Annotated in this window: 14 protein-coding genes; 7 read left to right on the forward strand and 7 right to left on the reverse strand. The window is 70.0% G+C overall.

What is annotated here, in order from left to right:
- The first annotated feature begins 9 nt into the window (after positions 1–9).
- Genes F6B43_RS17415 through F6B43_RS17425 form a run of 3 tightly spaced genes read left to right on the forward strand, consistent with a single transcriptional unit; the run spans position 10 to position 4,672 of the window.
- Positions 10–2,382, forward strand: coding sequence for a beta-glucosidase family protein (locus tag F6B43_RS17415; RefSeq protein WP_246160035.1), 2,373 nt, complete (start codon positions 10–12; stop codon positions 2,380–2,382).
- A complete protein-coding gene (locus F6B43_RS17420; RefSeq protein WP_150450286.1) occupies positions 2,379–3,326 on the forward strand; it encodes an N-acetylglucosamine kinase in 948 nt (315 codons plus the stop codon). The genes F6B43_RS17415 and F6B43_RS17420 overlap by 4 nt, the downstream gene beginning before the upstream one ends.
- The gene (locus tag F6B43_RS17425; protein WP_150450287.1) at positions 3,323–4,672 is read left to right on the forward strand and encodes a family 4 glycosyl hydrolase; all 1,350 of its coding nucleotides are present in this window, start codon (positions 3,323–3,325) and stop codon (positions 4,670–4,672) included. The genes F6B43_RS17420 and F6B43_RS17425 overlap by 4 nt, the downstream gene beginning before the upstream one ends.
- A gap of 149 nt (positions 4,673–4,821) precedes the next feature.
- Here the strand turns inward: F6B43_RS17425 and F6B43_RS17430 are convergent, their stop codons facing one another.
- Both F6B43_RS17430 and F6B43_RS17435 read right to left on the reverse strand, forming a co-directional pair.
- Complete coding sequence (locus F6B43_RS17430) at positions 4,822–6,063, reverse strand: amidohydrolase (RefSeq protein ID WP_150450288.1); 1,242 nt, start codon at positions 6,061–6,063, stop codon at positions 4,822–4,824.
- A gap of 148 nt (positions 6,064–6,211) precedes the next feature.
- Positions 6,212–9,076: an aminotransferase gene (locus tag F6B43_RS17435; RefSeq protein WP_150450289.1), complete on the reverse strand. Its 2,865-nt coding sequence runs from the start codon at positions 9,074–9,076 to the stop codon at positions 6,212–6,214.
- A 216-nt stretch (positions 9,077–9,292) separates the two neighbouring features.
- Between F6B43_RS17435 and F6B43_RS19675 the strand changes: the two genes are divergently transcribed.
- Positions 9,293–9,442: a hypothetical protein gene (locus F6B43_RS19675; protein ID WP_170285734.1), complete on the forward strand. Its 150-nt coding sequence runs from the start codon at positions 9,293–9,295 to the stop codon at positions 9,440–9,442.
- Positions 9,443–9,494: 52 nt separating this feature from the next.
- Positions 9,495–9,710 (forward strand): PLDc N-terminal domain-containing protein, encoded by a 216-nt coding sequence (locus F6B43_RS17440; protein WP_150450290.1) that lies wholly within the window; start codon positions 9,495–9,497, stop codon positions 9,708–9,710.
- Here the strand turns inward: F6B43_RS17440 and F6B43_RS17445 are convergent.
- The 4 genes from F6B43_RS17445 to F6B43_RS17460 form a co-directional block, all read right to left on the reverse strand.
- Complete coding sequence (locus F6B43_RS17445) at positions 9,700–10,599, reverse strand: carbohydrate kinase family protein (RefSeq protein WP_211368195.1); 900 nt, start codon at positions 10,597–10,599, stop codon at positions 9,700–9,702. The two genes, F6B43_RS17440 and F6B43_RS17445, sit on opposite strands and share 11 nt — an antisense overlap.
- Complete coding sequence (locus F6B43_RS17450; protein ID WP_150450292.1) at positions 10,596–11,504, reverse strand: pseudouridine-5'-phosphate glycosidase; 909 nt, start codon at positions 11,502–11,504, stop codon at positions 10,596–10,598. Before F6B43_RS17450 ends, F6B43_RS17445 begins: the two co-directional genes overlap by 4 nt.
- A gap of 39 nt (positions 11,505–11,543) precedes the next feature.
- The gene (locus F6B43_RS17455) at positions 11,544–11,894 is read right to left on the reverse strand and encodes a histone-like nucleoid-structuring protein Lsr2 (protein ID WP_150450293.1); all 351 of its coding nucleotides are present in this window, start codon (positions 11,892–11,894) and stop codon (positions 11,544–11,546) included.
- 159 nt (positions 11,895–12,053) lie between these two features.
- The gene (locus tag F6B43_RS17460) at positions 12,054–12,605 is read right to left on the reverse strand and encodes a methylated-DNA--[protein]-cysteine S-methyltransferase (protein ID WP_150450294.1); all 552 of its coding nucleotides are present in this window, start codon (positions 12,603–12,605) and stop codon (positions 12,054–12,056) included.
- Positions 12,606–12,789: 184 nt separating this feature from the next.
- Here F6B43_RS17460 and F6B43_RS17465 point away from each other — a divergent pair, with 184 nt between their 5' ends.
- Positions 12,790–16,548, forward strand: a complete 3,759-nt coding sequence (locus F6B43_RS17465; protein ID WP_150450295.1) for an AAA family ATPase — start codon at positions 12,790–12,792, stop codon at positions 16,546–16,548.
- Positions 16,538–16,717, forward strand: a complete 180-nt coding sequence (locus F6B43_RS17470) for a hypothetical protein (RefSeq protein WP_150450296.1) — start codon at positions 16,538–16,540, stop codon at positions 16,715–16,717. The genes F6B43_RS17465 and F6B43_RS17470 overlap by 11 nt, the downstream gene beginning before the upstream one ends.
- Before the next feature lie 135 nt (positions 16,718–16,852).
- Here the strand turns inward: F6B43_RS17470 and mscL are convergent, their stop codons facing one another.
- Positions 16,853–17,266, reverse strand: a complete 414-nt coding sequence (mscL, locus tag F6B43_RS17475; RefSeq protein ID WP_150450297.1) for a large conductance mechanosensitive channel protein MscL — start codon at positions 17,264–17,266, stop codon at positions 16,853–16,855.
- Between the last annotated feature and the right edge of the window lie 32 nt (positions 17,267–17,298).

Consider the following 17,298-nt stretch of genomic DNA (forward strand, 5'->3'; position numbering starts at 1 on the left):
GTCCGAATGATGACACCACCTTCTGACGTCCACGCTGCGCCCTGCGACGTCGACGCTGTGCTCTCGGCGCTCACCCTCGAAGAGAAGGCCTCGCTCCTCTCGGGCCTCGACGACTGGTTCACCCAACCGATCGACCGGCCCGGACTCCCCGCGCCCGTGCCGTCGATCGAGGTCGGAGACGGCCCGCACGGCCTCCGGAAAGAGACCGGGGTCGACATGGTGTGGGTGCCCGCGACGGGGTTCCCCACAGCATCCGCCATGGGTGCCAGCTGGGATCGCGACCTGATGCGCCGGGTCGGCGCGGCGATCGGGGAAGAGGCCCGCGCCGAGGGCGTGCAGGTGGTGCTCGGGCCGGGTGTGAACATGAAGCGCTCGCCGCTGGGCGGTCGCAACTTCGAGTACTTCTCCGAAGATCCGATGCACTCGGGCGAAATGGGGGCCGCCTACGTGCAGGGCACCCAGTCGGTCGGGGTCGGGACGTCGCTCAAGCACTTCGCCGCGAACAATCAAGAGATCGAACGCACGCGCATCTCGGTCATCGCCGACGAACGGACTCTCCGTGAGACGTATCTCGCCGCGTTCGAGCGGGTGATCCGCCTCGCCGATCCGTGGAGCGTCATGTGCTCGTACAACCGCCTGCTCGGCGTGCACGCGTCGGAGAACCGGTGGCTGCTCACCGAGGTGCTCCGCGACGAGTGGGGATACGACGGCGTCGTCGTATCGGACTGGAACGCGGTGCACGACAGGGTCGCCGCGCTCCGGGCCGGACTCGACCTCGAGATGCCCGGCACCGGAGGGCGCACCGATGATGAGATCGTCGCCGCCGTCCGCGCGGGGGATCTCGACGAATCGCTCGTCGACGACGCCGCGCGCAGGGTGCTGACGCTGGTCACGCGCGCATACCCGGGGGCGGATGCTGTGCACGGCGCCGTCATGGATCTCGGGCATGCCGCGGGGGAGCGCCTGACCGAGGCGCAGCTCGCCCTTCTGCACGCCGACGAGCACCACGCGCTGGCGCGCGAGGCGGCCGCCGCCTGCCTGACGCTACTGCGCAACGAGGCGCTGCCCGGCGGCGAACGGGCGCTGCCGCTCGAGACGGAAGGGAAGACGATCGCCGTCATCGGCGCGTTCGCCGAGCACGCCCGCATTCAGGGCGGCGGTTCGTCGGGCGTCGACCCCACACGCGTCGACTCGCCGATCGATGCCATCCGGGCGATCGCCGCCGACCGCGTCGCATACGCGCCCGGGTACGTATACCGGCCGAAGAACGCCTACCAGGACGACAATCTCGCCACGCTCGACGCGCACGGCGTCGCCTTCGTCCACGAGCGCCCGATGGTGGCGCGCCGGTCGGCCACCCTCGCGAAGGAGCTGCAGCTCGCCGAAGCCGTGCAACGGGCGACCAGGAGCGGGCTGTCTCCGGAGGCTCTTCGCCTGCAGGACGAGGCTGTCGCGCTGGCCGAGGGCGCCGCGACGATCGTCGTCTTCGCCGGGCTGCCGCTTGCCTTCGAGCAGGAGGCGAACGATCGCGACACCCTCGCGCTGCCCCGCGACCAGGTCGAGCTGATCTCCCGCCTCGCCGATCTGAAGAATCGGACGGGCGCCCGGCTGGTCGTGGTGCTCTCGAACGGCGCCGCGGTCACGATGGACCCGTGGCACGACCGCGTCGACGCGGTGCTCGAGGCATGGCTCGGCGGACAGGCGGTCGGAAGCGCGATCGCCGACGCGCTCTTCGGCCGCGTGAACCCTTCGGGCAAGATCGCCGAGACGTTCCCGCTCGCGGTCGAAGACACGCCTGGCCAGCCGAACTGGATCGGGGAGCGTGGCACCGTGCTCTACGGCGAGGGCGTCTTCATCGGCTATCGCTGGTACGACGCGCTCCGCCGGAGCGTGCGATACCCGTTCGGCCACGGTCTGTCGTACACGACGTTCGCATACTCCGACCTCGCGGTGGAGGTGATCGACGCCGCTGCGGCGCGAGTGCGCGTCACGTGCACCGTCACGAACGACGGCACGCGAGCCGGAGCCGACGTCGTGCAGCTCTATGTGGGGGACCCCGACGCCGAGGTGCATCGACCCCTCAGAGAGCTGCGCGGATTCGAGAAGGTCAGGCTCGCGCCGGGGGAGTCGACCGCGGTCGAGTTCGAGCTCGAGAGCCGCGACTTCGCCTACTGGGACTCCGCGCCCGAGCGCGAAGGCGGCCGTGGGCTCTGGCGTCGAGAGGGCGGAGCGTTCCACATCGACATCGGCGCGTCTTCGCGCGACATCCGCCTGCACGCCGAGATCGACCTACCGGATGACCCCAGCATCCCCCCTCTGGTTGCGGATGCCGCGCTGAGGGGCAGCAGCAGCTCGCGATTCGTGCAGGGACACGCGGGATGAGCCACGTCATCGGGATCGACATCGGCGGTACGAAGACCCATGTCGCGCTCGCGTCGGCAGATGACGCTACAGCGGTGGTGCGCGAGTTCGCCGTGCCCTCATCATCCTGGCGCGGGCCGCTCGGCGACTTCGCCGGCGATGCCGCGGGGCTCGCCGGGCTGCTCGCCGAGCACTTCTCGCCCGACCTCCTGCGCTCGGCGATCGTCGTCGGAACGCACGGATGCGAGAACACGGCCCAGTGCCACGAGCTCGAACGCGCGCTGGCACAGCATGTGCCGGGCCCGGTCATGGTGGTCAACGACTCCGAGCTCATCGCCCCCGCGATGCGGGAGATCGGCGCGATCGGACTCGTCGTGGGCACGGGCTCGATCGCGACGGCCCGCGACGGGGCCGGTGAACTCGTCACGGCCGGCGGCTGGGGGTGGCTGCTCGGTGACGAAGGGAGCGCCTCCGGCCTCGTGCGGGAAGCCACCAGAGCCGTGCTCGCGCAGATCGACGACGGCGAGCCCCTCGACGCGCTCGGACACCGGCTCTTCGCGGCGTTCTCGGCCCGCGACGGCGCCGAACTCGCGCTCGCGGTCAGCCAGGCAGCATCCGCCGAGGAATGGGGCACGTACGCGCCCGAGGTGTTCGCCGCAGCCGACGAGGGTTCGGCGCTCGCCGCACGGGTCATCGCCGACGGAGCGGAACACCTCGGGCTCCTCGTCGACCGGCTGCTGCGTCGCGGCGTCTCAGGCGAGGTCGTCGTCGCCGGCGGCTCGGTGATCGAGCGGCAGCCGCGGCTTCAGGATGCTCTGCGCGCGGCGCTCGAGCACGTCAGGCCAGGGCTCGACCTCAAGATCCTCGACCGCCCACCCGTCGAAGGCGCGATCGCACTCGCTCGACGGATGCTGCGCCTCGACCCCTCAACCATGCACCACCAGATCGGAGAGTCCCCCTCGTGAAAGTCACCCTCATCGGAGCAGGCAGTCGTGAGTTCGCCGGAAAGATGGTCCGTGACCTGCTCCTGAGCGGACCGATCGCCGAGAAGCAGCTCGAGATCGTGCTCATGGACATCGCCGCGGCTCCGCTGAGCGAGATGCTCGAATACACGCAGAGCGTCGCCGGGCGCCTGGGCCACTCCGCGACGATCTCGGCGACGACCGAGCTCGACGACGCCGTGCGCGGCGCCTCGTTCGTCATAACGGCGATCGAGGTCGACCGCTATCGGTACTGGTCGCAGGACTTCGCGGTGCCCCGCACATACGGCTTTCAACAGGTCTATGGCGAGAACGGGGGGCCGGGCGGGCTCTTCCATGCCCTCCGCCAGTTCGGACCGCTGCTCGAGATCGCCCGCGCGATCGAGCGACTCGCCCCGGACGCGCTCTTCCTCAACTTCTCGAATCCCGAGCACAAGGTCTGCGAAGCGATCTCACGGCTCACCTCGGTCAAGGTCGTCGGTCTCTGCCACGGGTACTTCTACGGCGTGCGGCAGATCTCGGCCTTCCTCGACATCCCCAGCGAGCGGTTGGAGCTGCCCGCGGCAGGCATCAACCACTTCACCTGGTTCCAGGCGGTACGCGATCGGGAGACGGGCGAAGACCTCTACCCGCGCCTGCGTGAACTCGAGCACGAGGCGAACTGGGTATCGGACTGGCACGAGATCGGGCTCTCCCGCATCCTCTTCCGCCGCTTCGGGCTGTGGCCTTCGCCGAGCGCCAATCACATCGGCGAGTACCTCTCGTGGGCCCAGGACTACGTGCCCACCCAGCTGCAGTACTTCCATGACCCCGCCGATGGCTCGCCGTGGCGCCCGGGGGCCGAGATCCCGGAGTGGTACTACGAGATCCGTTTCGCCGACACCGAGCGGCCGTTCCGCGCCCCGAACCCGGCGCTGACCCTCGAGACGTCGCTCGAGGCCCTTCCGCTGGAGGCATCGGAGGAGCTGGCGATCCCGATCATCGAATGGGTCGCCTGCGGGGTCGAGCGCGACCTTCCCGCCGTGAACCTTCCCAACCGCGGCGCCATTCCGGGGCTGCCCGACGACATGGTCGTGGAGGTGCCGGCGCGGGTCGAGAACGGCGAGCTCGTGCCGATGCAGATGGAGGCGCTCCCGACGGGGATCCTCGCGATGGTGCAGCTGCAGGGAGCGATCCACAAGCTTCTCGTCGAGGCGTACGTCGAGCAGTCGAAGGCGAAGCTCCTGCAGGCGATCCTGCTCGATCCCGTCGTCGATTCGCACAACCGCGCGGTCGCGATGCTCGACGAGTTCCTCGCCCTGCAGGGTGAGGTGCTGCCGCCGCTCCGCTGAGCGGCGGCAGGTGTGGGTGGGCCTCGCCTGAGCTGGTGGGCTCGGGCGAGGCCCGTGCGGCCCCTCCCTTTTCCGCGAGACCGGATAGGCGCAACGAGACCGGGTGCGTTCGTCGGTGTCTCGTGGCGCCTATCCGGTCTCGCGGGAACTCAGCCCATCCAGGAGGTGCGGCCGAACCGGGACCAGCGCTCGACGACACGAGGCTGCGAATCCGCGTCGGGGGAGGGCTCGACGACCGCACGGCCGTTGATGAAGACCTGCTCGACGCGCGAGTCGAGGGCGAGGGGGTCTCCCGACCAGACGACGATGTCGGCATCCCGGCCCTTCTCGAGCGCTCCGACGCGCGCGTCGAGGCGGAGGATGGATGCCGGGTTCACCGTCAATGCTTCGAGAGCCGTTCGCGCGGGCAGGCCCTCGCGCACGGCGAGGATCGCCTGCAGTCGCAACTGGTCGATCGGGACGACGGGATGGTCGGTCGTGATGGCGACCTTCACCCCTGCCGCGGCGATGAGCGCGAGGTTGCCGATGGCGCGATCGCGCAGCTCGACCTTGGAGCGCGAGGTGAGGAGCGGCCCGAAGATCACCGGGATGCCCTTCTCGGCCAGGACGTCCGCGATCTTGTGGCCCTCGGTGCCGTGATTGACGACGAAGGTGTAGCCGAACTCCTCGGCGATCCGGATCGCGGTCGCGATGTCGTCGTGGCGGTGGCAGTGCTGGTCCCAGACGAGGTCTCCGTCCAGCACAGAGGCGAGCGTCTCGTTCGTGAGGTTGCGCTCGAATGGCTCGCCCTTCGCGGCCGCGGCCGACCGTTTCTCGGCGTAATTGCGCGCGTTCACGAAGGCCTCGCGCAGCACGGCCGCGACGCCCAGTCGCGTGGACGGCGTCTGCTTCTTGTCGCCATAGACGCGCTTGGGGTTCTCGCCCAGCGCCGATTTGACCGACACGTCGAGCGCGAGCACCTGCTCGTCCACCGTGCGCCCGCCCCAGGTCTTGATCGCGACGGTGCGGCCGCCGATCGGATTGCCGGAGCCGGGCTTGATGACCGCGGTCGTGACGCCGCCGCGGAGGGCGTCTCGGAAGCCGACCTCTTCGATGTCGATCCCGTCGAGGGCGCGGAACCGCGCTCCGTTCGGGTCGGTCATCTCGTTCGTGTCGTTGCCCGACCAGCCCTCGCCGTCCTCGTGGACGCCGAGATGCCCGTGCGCCTCGACGAAGCCCGGGAGCACCCAGCTCCCGGAGACCTCGACGATGCGGGCGCCCTCAGGGATGGGGGTGCTCGCGTCGCCGACGGCCGAGATCACCCCGTCGGCGACGACAACCGTTCCGTTCGGGATCGGGTCGCCGAGCACGGGAACGACATGGCCGCCGATGATCGCAAGGTATTCCGTCATCCTTCGACCATACGTCCGCTCGCTTCACACTTCCGCGAGACCGGATAGACGCAACGAGACGGGGTGCGTTCGTCGGTGTCTCGTGGCGCCTATCCGGTCTCGCGGAATGCGGGGCGGGGCGCGGCGCGGGGTGCGGCGCGGGTGCGGCTCACCAGCCGGTCTCGAGCACCCGCTCCAGCATGTCGACGAAGTAGTCGGCCGAATCCTGCGACAGGCACAGCGGGGGTTTGATCTTGAGCACGTTCTGGTGGTCGCCGGTGGGCTGCATGATCACGCCGAGCTCGAGCAGGCGGTCGCAGATGGCAGCGGTCTCTTCGCGGGCCGGCTCGAGTGTCGTACTGTCGCGCACGAATTCCAGCCCGAGGTAGAGTCCCTGCCCGTGCACTGTTCCGACGAGCGGATGCCTGCTGACGAGAGCCTCGAGCCGGCGCTTCAGGTGCGCACCGACGACGCGCGCGTTCTCCTGCAGCCCCTCCTCCTGGATGACGTCGAGCACGGTGAGGCCGACCACCGACGAGAGCGGTGAACCGCCCGTGGAGGAGAAGAAGTAGCCCTGCGTGCGATAGCGGTCCGCGATCTCACGGCGCGTGATCACCGCGCCCAGGGGGAACCCGGCACCGATCGACTTCGCGACGGCGACGATGTCGGGAACGACGCCCTGCTGCTGGAAGCCCCAGAACCACGAGCCCAGGCGGCCGAACCCCACCTGCACCTCGTCGGCGATCGCGAGACCGCCGAGGTCGCGCACTGTCGCGTAGACCTCGCGGAGGTAGCCGTCGGGCAGCTGCACGCCGCCGGCGTTGCCGTAGAACGTCTCGCTGAGGAAGGCGGCCGGCGCGTGTCCGCCCGCGGCGAGCGCGCGCAGACGCTCGGCGGCCTCGGGGGCGTAGGCCGCAGCATCCGGCCCCCGATGGCGACCTCGGTATGCGTTGGCCGCCTCGACCGTATGCACCCAGTCGGGGCGGGTCTGGAGGGCGTCGGGGTTGTCGGCGATCGAGGTCGAGACCGCATCGCTCGCATACGTCCAGCCGTGGTAGGCCTCGGCCATCGCGACGACGTCGCGCCGGCCCGTCGCGGCCAGTGCGAGGCGGATGGCGAGATCGACCGCCTCCGAGCCGGAGTTGACGAAGAAGACGGTGTCGAGTTCGTCGGGAAGGGTCTCGGCCAGACGCTCGCCGTAGCGCGTGATCGCGGCGTACTGGAAGCGCGAGTTCGTGTTCAGCAGGCGGCTCTGACGCGTGAGCGCCTCGGCGATGCGCGGGTGCGCGTGACCGACCGACGCGACGTTGTTCACCATGTCGAGGTACACGCGTCCCTCGACATCGGCGAGGTATTCGCGCCAGCCTCGCTCGATCCGCGGCGGAGAGGCGTAGTAGTGCTCCTGCACCCCCGCCACGACGGCTTCCCGGCGGTCGAGCAGGCGGTCGTCCGCACCGTTCGCGAGTGGGGAATGGATGCCGAGGGCCGAGGTGGCATCCCCGATGAACGGTGCCCAGCCTGCGAGTTCGCTCGCCCGGATGGTGTCGGGCACGGGTGGTCCGCCGGCGCGGGTCAGAAGCACGCGGATCCGCACCCGGGCGGGGATCTCGGGGGCGGGCGCATCGACCGACAGCACGGCATCCGCATGCCTCGCGACGAGGGTGGCTCCGCTCGTTGTGACACCCGGCAGCCGCAGGGTCGTCGGCTCGGCGAACCACACCGACGCGGCGGTGGGGATCGTGGCCGGCTCGCTCGGAGTGCGCGCGGGTGCGCCCAGGAGCGCCGGCCGGAGAGCGGGCAGCACGACTGCGCGGGCGCCCCGGTCGAGCAGCTGCTGCGCTGCGCGCTCGACCGCGTCGTCGCCCAGCCACGCGCCCTCGTCGGCGAGGGGCGACTGCGTCGCCGCGTCGAGCACGACCACACCATCGGTGAAAGGGAGCACGGGCGCGGCGTCCCACTCCGGCGGCCCGGCAGCGGCGAAACCCAGCGCGGCCCGGATCTGCGCGGTCACCACCTCGATCGGCGCCGCGATGGCTCGGCGCAGGATCTCGAACTCGCGGTCGAGGGCCCCGCTGGCGTAATCGTTGTCGTCGTCGAGCCGCACCTGCTGGCGCCCGCTCAGCACGAGCACCGCGCCCCGCAGCACGACGAGGGGCCACAGGGCGGTGACTTCGGCCTCCGACAGGGGGCGGCGGGCATGGAAGGCGGCGATCGCGGGCAGCGTGGTGAGGTACGAGGCATCCGCGTGGTGCAGCACCGACGACACCGTCACGGCGATCTCTCCGACAGCCCAGGAATCGATCACGTCGCCGAAATCGATCACCGCGTCGGGGAGGGTCGCCGGGCCGCTCGGCCGCAGCACGTTGTCGTCGGTGACGTCGAAGTGGCCGAGCTGGCGGGGCAGCTGTTCGGTTACGGGCTCCAGCGCCGCGCCCGCCCGCGCGGTCGCGCGGGAGACGATCTCACGGATCGCCTCGTCCGGTTCGGTCTGCAGCAGATCGGAGATCACCCGCTCGGCGTGCCGCAGATCCCACTGGAGCACCCGACCCGATGCGGGGTGCTCGGCCTCCGCCAGCGCGATGCTCACCGCGGCCGACAGCTCGCCCAGCCGCTCGACCATCCGAGGCGACAGATATCCCGATCCCGTGAGCGTCGAGCCCGATACGAATGAGATGATCCGCGCGTGCAGGCGACCCTGCGTCGTCTCCCACCACCCCGACATCGCGCCGGACGCGCCTTCGACGATGCGCGGGATGCGCAGCGGCGGATGCCGGCGAGCAACGGTCTCGGCCGCGGCATCCTGCATCTCGATCTCGAGCTCGCTGAAGACCGGGTTGCTGATCTTCAGCACACCGAGTGGCTCGGCATCACCGACGCGGCGCACCAGGAAGTTCTGGTCCTGCTGGCTGCCCAGCGCCTGCAGCGTCGCGTTCAGAGCGAATCTCGAGCGCACGAGCTGCTCCGCTTCGGCGAGCGGGAGAGTGGGCGTGGGCAGCTCGCTGCAGGAGAAGTAGTCGAACAGCGCATCGGTCATGGTGGGCTCCGGGTCGCACGATCATGGCGGGCGGGTCATGGCTCGCGGACGACGCCGATGCCCCACCAGACCTACCGTAGGAGAACGTGCCGGACGCGGGACAGCCGCATCCGGAATGTCAAGTACCCGGCGATCGCGATGATGCGGGTCTACCGTCGCAGCAGCGAGATCGATGGGCTGCGCAGGCGCTCGGTTCGCTCGAGCGGAGGAGACGACATGGATCAGTCAGCGCGCGAGAACGACAAGCCGGCTTCAGGCCCGGCCGAAGAGCACGGGAAGGCCGATGAGACCGAGTCGCACCTCAGCGAGTCGGTGCCCGACACGACGGACGAGAACGACCGGCCGGTCGACAACCCGTCCGGGTGAGAGAAAGCGCATCATCATGCACCCGCCGATGCGGCGGGTGCATGATGGAGCAATGAGCCGCAGGAACTTCTCAGAAGTCAGCACTCCGGGCCGCATCGGCATCGTCGTCGGGGGCATCGTGCAGGTGGCGTTCGCATTCCTGGCGTTCTGGGACCTCTGGCATCGCCCCGCCGCGAACGTCAAAGGGCCCAAACTCGCGTGGGTGCCCGTGCTCTTGGTGAACTGGATCGGCCCCGCGTCGTACTTCCTGTTCGGCATCAAGCGCTGAGTGCCCCCGGCCGCCGTGAGAGCGGCCGTCCGCCGACGATCGCGACCGAGCGTGCGGCGATCTCGGCGCCGAACCGGGCGGCGGTGATGTCGTCGGACCCCGCGGCCCAGCGCGCGAGGAACCCGGCGCAGAACGCGTCTCCGGCTCCGGTCGGGTCGACCACGGTGGCGGATGCTGCCGCCACCCGCACTCCGTCCACCATCGCCCCGTCGCGACCCAGCGTGAGCACGACCGTCGCGATGTCGAGGGCAGCGCACACCTCACCGGGCTCGACGAGCCCGGTGAGGGCCTGGCCTTCGGCGAGGGTCGCGATGAGAAGGTCTGCTCCGGCGATCACGGCGAGGAATCTCGCCGCACCGAGCGCGGCGATGTAGGAGACCGAACCCGGGTTGACCGAGACGGTCGATCCGGCACCCTTCGCGCGTCGGATCAACCGCTCGAACGCCGCACCGTCGGAGGCGGCCATCGTGTGCCCCGTGAGGTGCACGTGGCCGCCGAGCAGGTCGTCGCCGATCGCGTCGAGATCGAGCAGGGTGTTCGCGCCGCGGTCGGTGAGGAGCGACCGCCGGTCGCCGTCGACGACCACGACGATCGTGCCGGTCGGCGCGTCGACGGGCTGGAGGCGGGTCTGGACGCCCGGGAGCAGCGCGGCGTGACGGTCGAGGTCGGAGGCGGCCACCGCGCCGACGAAAGACACGGGTCCGACGGAGGACACCGTGCGACCGATCGCACCCAGCCACGCCGCAGTGTTGGCGGCCGATCCGCCGGCGACGCGACGGATGGTGCTGGGCGTGTCGGTGTCGGGCAGGATCGGGCCGGAGGGGATGACGACGATGTCATCGATCACGTCGCCGACGACGAGGATCTTGCGGCCCGCTCCTGCGCTCACGCCGTCGCGGCCCACGCGGTTGCGATCTGCCCGGCGACACGCACGTTGTTGAGGGCGAGGTCGAGGTTGACCTCGAGGCTGCGTCCGTCCGACAGCTCGACGATCCGCAGCAGCAGGAAGGGCGTGACTGCCTTGCCGTGGATGCCGGCGGCATCGGCCTCGGCGAGGGCTTGCGCGAGCACGCGGTCATGCTCCTGCGGATCCCACTGCCGGTCGAGGGGCACGGGATTGGCGACGACGATTCCCTGACCTCGACCGAGAGCATCCTGAGCCCGCATGATGGCCGCGACCTCGGCGGCGGTGTCGACGGACCAGTCGAGGGTGTGGGCGCTCTCGCGGAGCCAGAAGCTCGGGAACACTGTGGTGCCGAACCCGACGACCGGCACGCTGAGCGATTCGAGTCGCTCGAGCGTCGCGGCGATGTCGAGCACCGATTTGACGCCTGCGCTCACGACCGTGATCGGGGTGACGGCGAGAATCGACAGGTCGGCGGACTCATCGAAGCTGTCGCTCGCGCCGCGGTGCACACCGCCCAGTCCGCCGGTCGCGAAGACCCGGATGCCGGCGAGAGCTGCCAGGTGCGAGGTCGCGGCGACCGTCGTGGCGGCATGGCCGCCCCGGGCGGCGATGATCGGCAGATCGCGAACGCTCGCCTTTGCCAGATCGTCATCGGCGATGCGCCGCACGCCGTCGGCGTCGAGGCCGATGCGCGCGACGCCGTCGAGCACGGCGATCGTCGCCGGCGTCACGCCTTCGGCGCGCAGCATCTCTTCGAATTCGACCGCAGCCTCGTAATTGCGCGGACGCGGAAGACCGTGCGAGATGATCGTCGATTCGAGTGCGACGACCGGGCGATTATCGGAAAGGGCGTTCGCGACTTCGGGCGCGACGACGACAGCACTCATATGTTCATCATCGTCGGTGCCGACGAGGAGGCGCGACGGTCAGTGAGCAGCTTCGTAGGCGTCCATGACGGATGCCGGAACCCGGCCTCGTTCCGAGACCGTATGACCGTTCTCCTTGGCCCACGCGCGAACGGCCGAGAAGTCTTTCTGGCCCGTGCGGCGACGCTTTGCTGCGGAGTTCGCACCCGAGGTGCTCCGGCTGCTGGAGATGGACCGCGCGGCCGAGATGTAGGGCTGCCACGCTGCGCGCAGAGCTTCGGCGTTCTCTTGAGTGAGGTCGATCTCATACGCGACGCCGTCGAGGGAGAAGAGGACCGTTTCGCCCGATCCGACCTCGATGACGGTGCCGTCGAGATCGTCGATGAGCTGATGAACGATTTTGCGAGTCATGAATTGCAGTTTATCGGCGGTGGACGAATTCGGAGCAGAATTCCGTGCGCACAATTCGATGGAGAGAGTTTCCCTTTTCCGTTCGTCGCCATGTCTCGGGAAGGGCGCCCCGCGAGGGGTGGTTCGTCGCGGGGCGCCCATGGGCGAAGCGCCGGCGGCCTACTCGCCGGCGCCCCGTCGTGCGCCGGCCGTTTCGAGGTCGAGCAGGAATCGCTTCACGTCCGGCCGGCCGCCGTATTCGCCGAGAGAGCCGTCCGCACGGATCACCCGGTGCACCGGTACGACGATCGAGAACGGGGTGTTCGCGCACGCCGTACCCACTGCGCGCGCCGCGCGCGGACTGCCCGCCGCGATCGCGACCTCGCCGTACCCGGCCGTCTCGCCATAGGGGATTTCACACACGGCCTCGAGTGCCGTCCGCGTGAATCCGCGGACGAATCTCCAGTCCAGCCGGAGATCGAACCTCGTGCGCGTCCCCGCGAAGTACTCGTCGAGCTGAGCGGCCGCCTCCGGCGCGATGTCGTCATCTTCCACGGGGGTACGGCCGAGCGTGTGAGCGAGCCGTTCGAGCTCGCGCTCGACGGAGGCGTGGAGGGGGTGCGCCGTGATGATCCCCGCATCCGCATCGGAAAGACCGGGATCCGCAAGAGCCGCCACCACCAGCACATCGCCGACGGGGGAGGGGATCAGGCGGAAGCGGCTTTCGGTCATACGTCCATCTTGACGCCGTGCGCGGACCGGTATCGGGCCGGCCCGACGATCAGTGGATGGTCGGTGGCCGGATGCGGCTGGGGAGGAATCGCTGGTCAAAACGGCGTGTCGCCGACCCGCGGCATCCGGGCAATACGGCGAAACCCGCCCGGGATGCCGGGTCGCCGTCCCGCGCGCGCTTAGGGTGTGTCGTGTGTGGCGAGCTGATGGTAGTGCCGTGATAGGCACAGACGATGCTGTGCCCGTGGCATCCGTGCACCCCGGTGATCTCGGCGTATCGGAGCCGGGGGTGACGGTCATGCACGCCGCCGACCCCGAACGCCAGCGCCTCCGCGCGCAGGCCGCCGAACTCGGCGGGCGCTCGACCCTGCTGCATTTCGCCGGCGGTCGCGACGCGGGCGTGGACGGCCAGGATCCCGGGATCGAGATCACCCAGGCCCACCCCGGCAGCCTTCCGCAGTTCATCACGGGGCGCTCGACCCTCCTCTCGAACCTGTTCCGCGACGAGGTCGCGCTGCGAAACGCGCGGCTTGCCGCCGAGCGCATCACGGCGAAGAACGTCGAGCTGCGCACCGCCCGCGGGGTCGAAGCCGTCCGTCTCGCGGTAGGGCTCGCCTCGTGGCGCATCGGGGGAGTGGCCCACACGGCCCCCGTCTTACTGCGCCCGCTCGCCATCCGGCGCCACCACACCGACTTCGAGCTCAAGCTGCACGGATCATTCACCGTCAACCCCGAGTTCGTGCGCGCGCTGCGCACGCACTTCGGCATCGTGCTCAACGGCCCGGCCCTGGCCGCCCACGCCTATGACGGCGGTGTCTTCAAGCCTCAGCCGGTCATCGACCACCTGCGCGCCCTGACGGCGACGATCGATACGTTCACCGTTCACCCGCGCCTGGTCATCTCGACATTCGCCGACGTCGGGTCTGCGATGGAACGGGACACGGCCAACCTCGACCACCCGATCCTCAACGCGCTCGCGGGGCACCACGACGACCGTGCGGCGTTCGTCGCACGCCGGCCCGCGCCGGCGGTGCAGAACCCGGACGAGCGGTCTCCGGCATCCGACAATCTGCTCCTGGACGCCGATGCCGAGCAGGAGGCGGTGCTCGCCCGCATCACCGCCGGCCACTCGCTCGCGGTGCACACACTGCCCGGCACCGGAGGCACCCAGACCGTCATCAACGCCGTGGGGTCGCTCGTGCGCGAGGGCAAGAGCGTGCTCGTGGTCAGCGCGCGGCGTTCGACCATCGAGGGCGTCCGCCACCGCCTGGCCGGGATCGGACTGGGCGGGATGGCTGTCTCGCCCCGCCATGTGCAGCGCGATCTGATCCGCGCGATCGGGCGCAACGAGAAGGCCACGCCTCCGAAGGTCTCCGACATCGACGATGCGCTCGTGCGCCTGCGCAGCGTGCTGCGCGACTACCGCGGCGCCGTGATGACCCCGCACCCTCGGTTGGGTGTCTCGACGCTCGACATGCTCCGCACCCTGACCCGTCTCGCCGCGACGAACCCTCCGCCGTCGACGACGGCCCGCTTCGACATCGAGACGCTCGAGCGCCTCGCCCCGGCACGCGACGACGCCGCGCGCACGCTGGTCGCCGCGGCGCGTCTGGGTGAGTTCCGGTTCGGCCCCGCCGACTCGCCCTGGTACGGGGTGTCGTTCGACACCACCCGCGCTGCGCGCATCGCGCACGGCCTGGCCGCCACGCTCCACCGCAAGGACGTGCCTGGACTGCTGGAGCGCGGCTACGAGCTCATCGCCCAGACGCGGATGCGCCCGTTCGGCACGATCGCCGAGCTCGGTGTCTACCTGCGCCTGCTCGGCGGCATCCGCGACTCGCTCGACCGCTTCAGCCCCACGGTCTTCGAGCGCCCTCTGGGCGAGCTGATCCAGGCGGCAGGGCCACGACGTGACGCGCCGAACCTGAGTGGGCCCAACCGCCGCCGCCTGCGCCGCCTCGCACGCGAATACGTGCGCCCCGGGGTGCACATCTCGGACATGTACGAAGCGCTGCTGCGCGTGCAGCAGCAGCGCACCGAGTGGCAGCGTTTCGTCGATTCGGGCGTCGCGCCCGAAGTGCCCTTCGGGCTCGCCGACGTGCAGGTCGCCTGGCAGCGTGTGGATGCCGAACTCGCCGATCTCGACGTCATCCTCCGCCGCCCGGCCGGCCAGAACCTCGTCGGACTCCCCGTCAAGACGCTCGTGCGCACCCTCGCGGGGCTCGCCGCCGAGTCGGACGTGTTCGACAATCTTGTCGAGCGCGCCACCCTCCGCACCCAGCTCGACGAACTCGGCCTCGAACCGCTCCTGACCGAGCTGTCGGTGCGCCACGTGCCGGAGGAGCGGGTCAGCGCCGAACTCGAGTTCGCGTGGTGGCAGTCCGCCCTCGAGCACGTGATGCGCAACGACCGCGCCCTCCTCGGGGCGAACACGAGCGTGGTCGAGCGCCTGGAGCGCGACTTCCGGCTCGTCGATGAGGCGCATGCCGCAGCATCCGGTCCGCTTCTCGCCGCCCAGCTCGCGACGCAGTGGCGAATCGGCATCGTCGACCACGCGCGCGAGGCGGACGCGCTGAAGACCGCGCTGAAAGACCCGGCGACCACTCCGCGGGCGCTGTTCGCCGCGGCTCCCACGCTGATGCGCACGCTCGCGCCCGTCTGGCTCTCGTCGCCCTACGACGTCCCTGAACTGCCCGACGACCAACGGTTCGATGTGGTGATCATCGCGGATGCCGCGGCCCTGTGCCTCGCAGAAGCCGCCCCCGCTCTGCGACGCGCCGACCAGGTGATCGTTTTCGGTGACCCGGTCACCCAGCGGCCCACCCCGTTCCGCGTCGCCTCGGGTCGGCCTGTGCCGGGCGATGAGGACGATACGGACGAGCCGTTCGACACCACATCGGTGTTCGAGCGCCTCGCCGACCTCCTTCCGGTCGAAACCCTGACCCGCAGCTATCGCGCCGGCGGCGAAGACCTCGCTGCCCTCGTGAACGACGCGTTCTACGGCGGCGAGATCGTGTCGCTGCCGTGGGCCGGGTCATACCTCGGTCGTGGCAGCCTCAGCGTCGACTACGTCGAAGGGGGAACGGGCGCGCCCGACCCCGTGACCGGGGCCGTCGAGAGCCCGGACGCCGAGGTCGCCCGCGTGGTCACTCTCGTCGTCGAGCACGCCGTCAATCGCGGCACAGAGTCGCTCATGGTCGTCACCGCCAGTGCGAAGCACGCCGAGCGCGTACGCGCGGCCGTCGAGGCCGCCTTCGCGGGTCGCTCCGACGTCGCCGACTTCGTCTCGCGCGAGACCGCCGAGCCCTTCGCCGTACTGACTCTCGAAGAGTCGGTGGCCGAGAGTCGCGACCGGGTGGTGTTCGCCCTCGGATTCGGTCTGACCAAGCACGGGCGCGTGCTGAGCGACTTCGGCGACCTCTCGACGCCCGACGGCGAGCGACTTCTGACGGTGGGGATGACGCGCGCTCGGCGTTCGATGGTGATCGTGTCGAGCATCCGTCCCTCCGCCTTCGACGACGGGCGCCTCGAACACGGCGCTGCGACGCTCATGGACATCCTGGGCGGTCTTGCCGCTCGGTCGCGCGACGCCCGGCTGGAAGACCTCGCCGACCCGCTGACGCTGGCCCTCGCGCGTGAGCTGCGCAGGTTGGGCGTGGCGGTCGACGTGGATTACCGGGGCCTGCTGCCGCTCGTCGCCCAGTACGGCGGCAAGGCGGTGGTCGCGGAGAGCGACCCGGAGACCGTGGGCGAGTCGCTGCGCGAGTCGCTGCGTCTGCGCCCCCAGATCCTCCGCCGGCTGGGCTGGCACTACGTCCGCGTGCACGCGTTCGACCTCTACAGCGACCCCGCGGCTGTCGCCGTCAAGATCGCCGGGATGCTCGGAGTTCAGCCCGAGACACCGACATCCGACACCGACACCCAGCCGATCGATGTCCTCTGATGACCGTCAGCGCATCGTGCGGGTGTCCGGCTCGCGGCGCGCGCAACTGACACCGGCGCCCGGCTCGACGGATGAGCCGACCGCCGCGGACGCCGATGACCCGTCCGACGCGCAGGCGGCAGGCCCGAACGACGACCGACTCCGGCAGGACGTGCCGCCGCACTACTGACGGAGATCGAGCAGCGACTACTGCCGCCGTGATCCAGGGAGCAAGCTTTTCGCCGGACCTGCGGGCGACGTCGTCTCAACGGGTCTCGAGACGGCGCCGGCGCGCCTCCTCGACCTCCGCAGCGCGGCCGCGCGGCTACGCCTTCGGCTGCTGGGCCAGCAGGTCGCGGATCTGGATGAGCAGCTCCTGCTCGGTCGGCAGATCCGATGCCTCTTCCTCGGCGACGCCGGCCTTGGCCGCGGCGCGCTCCTTGAAGCGGTTCATGGGGTACACGAAGACGAAGTAGACGATGATCGCGACGGCGAGGAAGTTGATGACGGCACCGATGATCGCGCCGATCGGGAAGAAGACCTCGTTGCCCGTCAGACCCGTGACGGTGGGTCCGAGAGTGTCGAGGCTGTCGGCCTGGAAGACCAGCGCGATCAGCGGATTGATGATTCCCATGACGATCGAGTTGACGATCGCCGTGAACGCTGCGCCGATGACGACCGCGACCGCGAGGTCGATGACGTTCCCGCGGGTGATGAATTCCCTGAAGCCTTTGATCATTCGACTCTCCTGACCTGCCGCCGGCCGCGGCC

Origin of the sequence: Microbacterium rhizomatis (assembly GCF_008710745.1) — a bacterium.
GTDB classification, from domain to species: domain Bacteria; phylum Actinomycetota; class Actinomycetes; order Actinomycetales; family Microbacteriaceae; genus Microbacterium; species Microbacterium rhizomatis.

Excerpts from the sequence above, each read along its gene's own strand:
- F6B43_RS17415 (WP_246160035.1), top strand. The coding sequence starts at position 10 with ATGACACCACCTTCTGACGTCCACGCTGCGCCCTGCGACGTCGACGCT.
- F6B43_RS17420 (WP_150450286.1), top strand. The coding sequence starts at position 2,379 with ATGAGCCACGTCATCGGGATCGACATCGGCGGTACGAAGACCCATGTC.
- F6B43_RS17430 (WP_150450288.1), bottom strand. The coding sequence starts at position 6,063 with ATGACGGAATACCTTGCGATCATCGGCGGCCATGTCGTTCCCGTGCTC.
- F6B43_RS17435 (WP_150450289.1), bottom strand. The coding sequence starts at position 9,076 with ATGACCGATGCGCTGTTCGACTACTTCTCCTGCAGCGAGCTGCCCACG.
- F6B43_RS19675 (WP_170285734.1), top strand. The coding sequence starts at position 9,293 with ATGGATCAGTCAGCGCGCGAGAACGACAAGCCGGCTTCAGGCCCGGCC.
- F6B43_RS17440 (WP_150450290.1), top strand. The coding sequence starts at position 9,495 with ATGAGCCGCAGGAACTTCTCAGAAGTCAGCACTCCGGGCCGCATCGGC.
- F6B43_RS17450 (WP_150450292.1), bottom strand. The coding sequence starts at position 11,504 with ATGAGTGCTGTCGTCGTCGCGCCCGAAGTCGCGAACGCCCTTTCCGAT.
- F6B43_RS17455 (WP_150450293.1), bottom strand. The coding sequence starts at position 11,894 with ATGACTCGCAAAATCGTTCATCAGCTCATCGACGATCTCGACGGCACC.
- F6B43_RS17460 (WP_150450294.1), bottom strand. The coding sequence starts at position 12,605 with ATGACCGAAAGCCGCTTCCGCCTGATCCCCTCCCCCGTCGGCGATGTG.
- F6B43_RS17470 (WP_150450296.1), top strand. The coding sequence starts at position 16,538 with ATGTCCTCTGATGACCGTCAGCGCATCGTGCGGGTGTCCGGCTCGCGG.
- mscL (WP_150450297.1), bottom strand. The coding sequence starts at position 17,266 with ATGATCAAAGGCTTCAGGGAATTCATCACCCGCGGGAACGTCATCGAC.